This window comes from uncultured Microscilla sp., from assembly GCF_947493425.1.
Lineage (GTDB): Bacteria > Bacteroidota > Bacteroidia > Cytophagales > Microscillaceae > Microscilla.
On sequence record NZ_CANLRP010000256.1, the window covers coordinates 1 to 8,323 of the forward strand.

An 8,323-nucleotide genomic window follows, 5' to 3' on the forward strand; every position below is an offset into this window, starting at 1 on the left:
TTGACTAGCTTGCCTGAAAACTTGGGTAAACTTGTGAATTTAAAATACTTGTTTTTAAAAAATACCCAATTGACTAGCTTGCCTGAAAGCATTGGTGAACTAGTGAACTTACAAGAGCTGTGTTTAAGTGATACCCAATTGACTAGCTTGCCTGAAAACTTGGGTAAACTTGTGAATTTAAAACACTTGGACTTGAGCAATAATCAACTGACATCCCTAGATCTTTGTGAAAAACTTGTATCCCGGTTACGGGAGTTTCACTGGAAAGGTAACCCCCTTGATGAAGCGGAAATAAAAAGAATAGAAAAGTTGATGAATACCTATCTTTAGGTTTTGTTTATCAGCAGCTTAGAGATGTGCAAAAAACAGGTTGAACGTAGGGGAGAGCACCAATATACTATTTTATTTAAGCTCTTTCACCCTATACAATCCACAAACCATTAAAAGTCAATGCATTATAAAATAGGTAAGTTGCTTGTAGAGCAGCCTCATCCCTCAATTCTTCGGGACTAAAGACTTGAAGCTGTAGAAATTTTATGGACTAAAGCACACCCAGAACTTTCAGGTAGATAAGGCTTAAGGAACCAAATGTAGGGTCTACCTGGCATAAAAACACAAAAAGCCAAATAAGCTCGATGACGGGCTGCAAAATACTTGCGTACTGCTGGTTGTGACCAACTGTGAAACTTCCTGAAATCGACCTCTAAGGCCTATTATCGAATGATTTTGTTATTTGGTTATACACCTGTTTATCAATGACTTAATGTAAAAATTACGCCTAAAACAAATATAACTTTGTTATAAAGACGTAATTTATATAGCTGAAAAATATAGCATAATAAATTATTTAGAAAATGAAAAATGGCTCAAACTACATGAGTTGATTGGTGCGTCGAATCTTTCAAACAATTTTGAAAATTATATAAACCAGGGAATGTAACGAAAAACCTCTCCCGTTTACTCATTTAACTATATTCGCAAAATTGATAGAAATTTGCAGGGCTTTACAACGGTTTGTATACATTTTGTTTATGTGTTAATAGTTGGCGCTATGCTTTTGAGGAGTAAAATTGAGGCCGTATGCTATTTTTGTGAGCACTGCTAAAAAAATAATCAAATGTTATTTAAAATGAGCATTCCTGCTGATTTTACAAACAAAAGATCATAAATCATGTACAACCTTTTTTTAGATGACCTGCGTACCGTAGACATGGTATACAACGACCCTATCCGCTACAATTTTGTGGTGGTACGAACTTATGCTGATTTTGTGGCATATATCAGCGCACACGGTTTGCCAGCTTTTATTAGTTTTGACAACGACTTAGGCTTAGACACCAATGGTGAGGTAGCACCCGATGGCTATGCGGCTGTTAAATGGTTGGTATATGAATCGGGGTTAGACCTGTGCGGGTTGCAATACCAGGTACATTCTGCCAACCCGGTAGCAGCCGAGCAAATCAGGGGCTTGTTGAACAATTACCTGGCGTCGCTGGACTGTTAACCGAGGTAGTGAAAAAGTAATGGGTATTATGGTTAAAAATAACCGACGATTGTTATATTGTTGGGTCAAGCAAGTAATAAATGATCATACAGTTATGGGCAAACAAGCATTAGTTACTCAACTCATTGAAGAAAATATACGCACTCAAGCCCCTACCCTCGACCTGGGGCGTTGTGGATTGGATGGTACCGAAGCCACGCTGGGTTTGTTAAGCAAATGTACCCACTTGAAAAGTTTGAATTTTTCGAATGTGTGGTTTGAGCATAACCCTGCGAATGATCGATGGGAAAAAAGGGCCAGTTCGAACGAAGGAGAAAAGAATAGCTTGATGCAGGTGCCCGATTGTATGCCTGGGTCATTAGAACACTTACGCATTGCCGGGCATTGGCCTAACCAATGGAAAATTGAAGACATAAATCTTCTGCAATACTTGCCTGAGTTGCGGGCAATTGATTTGAGCGATAATAGAATAAGCGATTTGAAGCCCTTGCAAAACCTGGCAAATTTACAGAGGCTTGATATGAGCGATAACCGGGTGGCAGATTTGACTCCTTTACAAAAATTACCTGGCTTACAATCTATTGTGCTTAGCAAAAACAAGGTCAGAGACTTAACCCCATTACAGCACCTTACTGACTTGCACACGCTTTTACTTCATTACAACAAGATTGGCGACTTGACCTCACTACAGTATCTCACCCGTTTGACTACGCTTTCGTTGCACCATAATAAAATTAGTGACCTTGCTCCCTTGCAAAAGTTGCGTGGTTTGTTGAAGCTTGACCTCAGTAACAACCAGCTTGATGATCTTCACCCTCTGAAAAACCTGAATAGCCTGCAGTCTTTGGTACTTAGAAACAACCAAATCAGTGATTTAACCCCGTTGCAAGCCTTGTACAGCCTGCAATTGATTGTTCTAAGGGATAACCCTGTTGCTGACTTAACTCCTTTACAAAGCCTCAACAACTTGCAATCGCTTGACCTGAGGAACAATCAAATCAATGATTTAACTCCCCTGCAAAACTTGTCCAGCTTGCAATCGCTTGACCTCAGGCACAACCCAATCAACAACCTGTTGCCTTTACAAAACTTGCCCAGCTTGCAATCTATTGATCTTAAGTATAATCACATCAAAGACCTGACTCCCCTGCAAAACCTGCCTAACCTAGAATCTATCGATCTGAGCGATAACCAAATCAGTGACTTGGCTCCACTACAAAATCTAGGTAATTTACAGTCAATTGACCTCAGCAATAATCAAATCGACCACCTTGCTTCCTTGCAGTACTTGCCCAACCTAGAGTCGATTGACCTCAGCAACAACCAAATCAGTGACTTAGCTCCGCTGCAAAATCTGAATAACTTACAGTCACTTGACCTCAGTAATAATCAAATCAACCACCTTGATTCTTTGCAATGCCTTGACCAACTACAGGCAGTTGACCTCAGTGACAACCAAATCAGTGACTTGACCCCGCTGCAAAACCTGGGTAGCCTGCAATCGATTAACCTTAGAAATAACCAGATCAATGATCTAAGCCTTCTACAGACCCTCCATGGTTTACAGGCGATTAACCTTAGCGATAACCAGATTAGTGACTTGACCCCGCTGCAAAAACTACCCCATTTAAAAGCCCTTGACCTAAGAAATAATCAAATTGAGGTATTCCCCAAGGCTTTAATTCATGGCTGCCCTCTTGCCTCTTTGCATTTATACCATAACCCTATCCAAGGGCTTCCGCCCGAAATTTACAACCAGGGAGAGTGTTCTAACAAAATTCGCCATTATTTTCAGGACTTGAGCCAAGGCAAGGTACAAGTATACCAAGCCAAGGTGGTATTGGTGGGCAACGGACGGGTGGGTAAAACTTCTTTGGTGCGTCGCTGGCTAGACCAACGCTTTGATATGGATGAACCCTCTACCCACGCCATTCAATTGCGACAAATGTTTTTGCCTGAACTTGCGCAACGCAAGCAATTAGACCAGGTACAAATTCAGGTGTGGGATTTTGGTGGGCAAGACATTTACCATGCCACCCACCAGTTGTTTATGCAAACCAAGGCGGTATTTGTATTGGTTTGGGACTGGAAAACTCAGCATAGCCCCCAAAACCACGAAACCTTACCCGATGGTAGTTTGACGCATTATGCCAACCATCCGCTTGACTATTGGCTCAACTATGCCCATACCCTGGGCAAGCAAAGCCCAGTGCTGGTGGTACAAACCAAAGCTGGCAAAGACGGACGCAAACTGCCCAGTGGCTGGAGCAAGCTACAGGAAAAATACCATATAAAAACGGCCATTGCAGCTGAGCTAAGCAAAGCCGATGAGGACGACAATGGTATGGGAGAGTTTAAAGAAGCGCTTTATCGAACCATCCGGCAACAAATCAAGAAAGCCTGTACCGATTTGCCAGAGGCTTGGTGGCTGGTTCGGCTAACGGTAGAAGACATGGCTAAGACTGAACATACCTTAAGCAGAGAAGCATTTGCCCAATTGTGCATAGAGCAAGGGGTTTCGCCCGATTCGATAGACACCGTACAAGATTACTTGCACCATACCGGGGTGTTTTTCTACCGGGTAGGGTTGTTCGACAACCAGATTATTTTAGATCAGCGCTGGGCAATTGAGGCAGTATATACGTTGTTTGACCGCACAGGAATGTTTATGGAATACCGGGGCAAAGGATTTTTTAAGGGCAAAGATCTGGGGCTAAGCTGGCAAGGCAAACCACTGGAAGAGCAAGAGTTGTTGGTGTCATTTATGGAATCTTGTCAGATTTGTGTAGAGATTGGCGATGAATATAAAACAGGCGATGACCACCGGAAAGAAAGGACTCCATTTGTACAACGCACTTACCTTGCCCCCCAACTGTTGCCCGATGAACTCATTGCCAATCAAGAGGCATTGTTTCCCTCAAAAAGTCTTGGTTTGTATGTACGCTTTCGTTTGCCGTTTTTACACGCTGCCATTATTCAGCAATTCATTCTTCGTACCTACCACCTTGCCCACCACGACAACATCAAGCAGCAACGCATCTTATTGAAACAAGAGGGAGAACTTGCTCTGGTAGAGGCTTTTCCAGCGGCTAAAGAATTAATTGTACAGGTAAAGAGCGATCAGGTAGTGGTTCATTCGCCTTTGCTGGAGCGTATTCGCCAAGAGCTTGCCCATATTCTGGCTTTGGGCGAAAGCCCCGAAGCAATGTGGAGCATAGACGGGCAAGGATATGTGAGCCAGGCTCAACTACAGGCTCATCCGCCTCAAAACCCTGAAATACGGGCTGACAATGGTCAGTATTACCCAGTGAGTGCCTTTGCCCCGTTTTTAGCCAAGCCTGCCCACAAGCTCCCCAAATTGGTGTCAAACATACCACAGAAAGTAGTGCAAAGCGTAGATGAAGCCATAGATTACCTGCGAGGCAACAATATTGTAGGATATTTTGAAGTGCTCGAAGAGGTGGTGCCTGATCAGCAGATGCAAAAATTCACTCATTTTAAAAATCGGTTCGAAAACGATGACTTGGGGGTTTATTTTGCCCAGCAACTAGAGTCTTTTGCCAAAGGGTTGCTCAAAGCAGAGGGCTGATATTGATTTCTCATCTACCAATCATCACAAAGCCCGCCCAATGCCTGGGGTGCAAATACTGATTGGCGTTGAGGCGGGTTTGCTGGGCGGCTTGCAAGGCTGCACAGTAATTTTTACCCGCCAGGAGTTCTTTATAAAAAGCGACCATCAATTGGCGGGTATAGGCATCGTTTACCTCCCACAAAGAAAATATGATATTGCGGGCTCCTGCATACAAAAAACCACGCGCCAAAGAAAGCACCCCCTCCCCTTTTGCCAGCTTGCCTACCCCTGACTCACAACTGCTTAACACCAACAAGTCGGGATTAATTTTTAGGTTGTAGACCTCGCTGGAGTACAAAATACCGGAAGTATTGCCAGTGTCCAGCGGATGGGGCGCAAACCTTACTTTGGCGAGGTGAGCATGACGGGTGTTGGCTTCGCTATGACTGGCCAGGTGTATAATGCTGTAAGCGTTGGATTGTTGCATAAAACGCCATTTGGTAGCAGTAGCCGCAAGGTAAGCCTTGGCTTTGAGTTTTTGGTGTTTAAACATTTCAAAAATAGCCCTTACTTCTATCCCTGTTTCGGGCAAAGAGTCCGATAGTTGCCGGGTTTGGTTACTCAGCACTTGAGGTTTGCCAGCGCTAAAGGGGGCAAAAGCAAGCAAACTAAGGGGCTTTACTTTGGTTTGCCCAAGGCTGCGGTACCATAGGGTAGCAGAGTAATGGTAACTGATTTGGTATTGCTTGATCAAATAGGCAAGCGAGCTAAACTTTTGTAGCTTAAGTTGTTGGGCAGAAGGTGGTTGGCTAATGATGGCCTCAAAAGGAATGCTTTCGAGCGAAGGAGCAATTACAATTAGCCGTTTTTTGTCTTTGACATAAGCCTCGGCTGGCTGCAGCATTGCCCGATATAAACGATGGCTTGCCTGAGCAAATTTCGGCAAATTTTCTTCGTTTTCAAGGGCGCCATAATACGCATTGAGCAACGGCTGAAGTTGTCTTCGGCCTGCCAAACTCACCACCTCTACCTTGGTAGTAGTAATGATAAATAAATAGCTACTCTTTTCGCCCAGGCTATACTCCAGCAACACACTTTGAGGGGCAAGCCTTTGTTGAATTTCGTCAAGTTGGGCTATTTCATATTTGTACTTGCGTGCCATGTATGCTGGGTAGTTGGTTTCAATGGCAGCAATGAGTTCTTCATACCTTCGGTTGTACTCAAACAATGAGTCTTGGTGTTGTGCTGCCTTTGCCGGGTTGTTTGACACCTTCTTGGTCCAATAATCAATATCCATTCTCAGGCCTTGCTCTTGAATAATGTAAACAGGAGGAATATTGGCTGCTTTGAGGGCTTTCTGGTAGTTGAGGGCACTTTGTAACGAACTTGCCTTAAACTGCTCGCTGCACTCAAACATTTTGCGCAAAAACCTGGGTTGTTGGGTCACCTGGTATTTCTGCCTGTATGCTTTCAGTGCTCCGTCTCTTATGGCAATAACGGTTTCGTTAAAATTTATCCGGTCTTCTGTTTTTAAGAATGAATTGCCTATTTTTTTGAGCAGGGCATAGCCCAACTCATAAGCAGCAATAGATTGATTGAGGTATAGGGGGTTTGCCTTTGCCTCATACATTTGATAAAAACACTGTGCTTTTGTGGCAAGTATTTTTACCAGAAAAGGATCTAAAGGGCAGTCTTTGAGCGCAGGCAACGACTTGAGCTCAAGCACTTTGTTAAAACGGGGCACCCCATACACCAAGGCTTTGTGCAAATACGGCAATGCCTTGGTGTAGTTTTGTTGGCTCAGGTATAGCTTGCCCAGTTCATGGGCGGTTACCGATAACAGAGACGATTTATGACCAAATACCTGCTTTAGAATATAAATTGCCTTGCTAAAATACTGGCTGGCAAGGGTTGGTTTTTGCAGTTGGGCGTATACCCTGCCCATGTTCAAAAAAGCACGTGCGGTATATAAGTGAGGTTTGCCAAACACTTGTTGGGCAATGTCCAGGGTTTTCTGAGAGTAAGTCAATGCCAGTTGGTAGTCTTTTTTGAGGCGATACACGTAGGCAAAGTTATGGTAAGCCTCGGCAAAATGGCTGTTTTGCCGGGCATAAGCGCTGCGCAACAACCAAAGGTTTTTTTCAAAATAATCGAGCGCCTTTTCATATTGTCGTTTTTTTACATACACTGTACCTATATTGGTATATATTGAGCTCAGGTGTGGGTGGTGTTTGCCAGTCAGCTTTTGTAAAATAGTTTTATAACGTTGGTAATACTCCAGGGCAAGGTTGTAAGCGCCTTTTTGCATATAGGTATAGCCAATGTTATGGTATGACTGCCCCACGTCTAAATGCCATTGACCAAATACTTTTTCGCGGATGGCAAGGGCTTTCTGGTGGTATTTCAGTGCTTTGCCGTAGTTGCCCCAAGTATTATAAGTGCTTGCCATATTGTTGTAAGACAAGGCTATTTCGGGATGATGTGCCCCGTACAACTGTTTTTTGATGCCCAAGGCTTTTTTGTCGTAGCCAATAGACACTATATAATCTCCCTGAGCAAAGTAAAGATTGGCAAGGTCGGCATAAGACGATGCAGTAGCTTGGTTGTATTTACCCAAAACCCGTTTTCTTAACTTCAACGCTTTTTTGTAATACCTAAAGGCAAGGTTAAACTCTTCTAAAGCCTCGTGTACAAACCCCAGGACGGTATACACTGTAGAAAGCTGCACCTCGGCTCCGAACTCATATTTAAGCACTTTCCAGGCTTGGTGCAAGCTTTTTTTTGCTACTTCATATTCTCCTTTTTTGTAATAAATTTCTCCCATCAGGGTTTTTACTTCGCCTTCGTAGAGAAACTTGCGTGGCAGGCTTTTAGGCAAACTTTTGAGTAATGTATGGGCAATTTTTAACGCCGTGTCATACTTCGATAATAAATAATGACACTGTATCACCTTGATTTGGTAAATAACGTGGCGCTTACGGTCACCCTTCCGGGCAAAATCGTCAATCAGTGGATAGTAATAATCTAACGCCTGCTTATAGTCACCCCGATCATCAAACAGCGAATCAGCTAAATGTATACGTTTGTCCACATCTAGTTGGGCAAACAAGCCAGGGGTTGTCAGCATAAAGGCAAACAATAAACTTAAATATTTCATGGGAGCAGGAGTTTGTTAGGAATGGTGAGAAATTAAATTACCATTCTTGAGGTAGAGGTTTTGTTTTGAGACGAGGCTATTTTTTGCGCCC

At 43.2% G+C, this 8,323-nt stretch carries 4 protein-coding genes; 3 read left to right on the top strand and 1 reads right to left on the bottom strand.

Going from position 1 to position 8,323, the window contains the following annotated elements:
- From Q0954_RS31555 to Q0954_RS31565, 3 genes are all read left to right on the top strand, one after another.
- The coding region (locus Q0954_RS31555; protein ID WP_299465177.1) for a leucine-rich repeat domain-containing protein at nt 1-330 on the top strand (330 nt) is incomplete at its 5' end.
- 841 nt (nt 331-1,171) lie between these two features.
- Nucleotides 1,172-1,504: a cyclic-phosphate processing receiver domain-containing protein gene (locus Q0954_RS31560; RefSeq protein ID WP_299465180.1), complete on the top strand. Its 333-nt coding sequence runs from the start codon at nt 1,172-1,174 to the stop codon at nt 1,502-1,504.
- A gap of 28 nt (nt 1,505-1,532) precedes the next feature.
- A complete protein-coding gene (locus Q0954_RS31565) occupies nt 1,533-5,093 on the top strand; it encodes a leucine-rich repeat domain-containing protein (RefSeq protein WP_299465183.1) in 3,561 nt (1,186 codons plus the stop codon).
- Nucleotides 5,094-5,103: 10 nt separating this feature from the next.
- Here Q0954_RS31565 and Q0954_RS31570 read toward each other — a convergent pair whose 3' ends face one another.
- Nucleotides 5,104-8,232, bottom strand: a complete 3,129-nt coding sequence (locus Q0954_RS31570) for a CHAT domain-containing tetratricopeptide repeat protein (protein ID WP_299465185.1) — start codon at nt 8,230-8,232, stop codon at nt 5,104-5,106.
- Between the last annotated feature and the right edge of the window lie 91 nt (nt 8,233-8,323).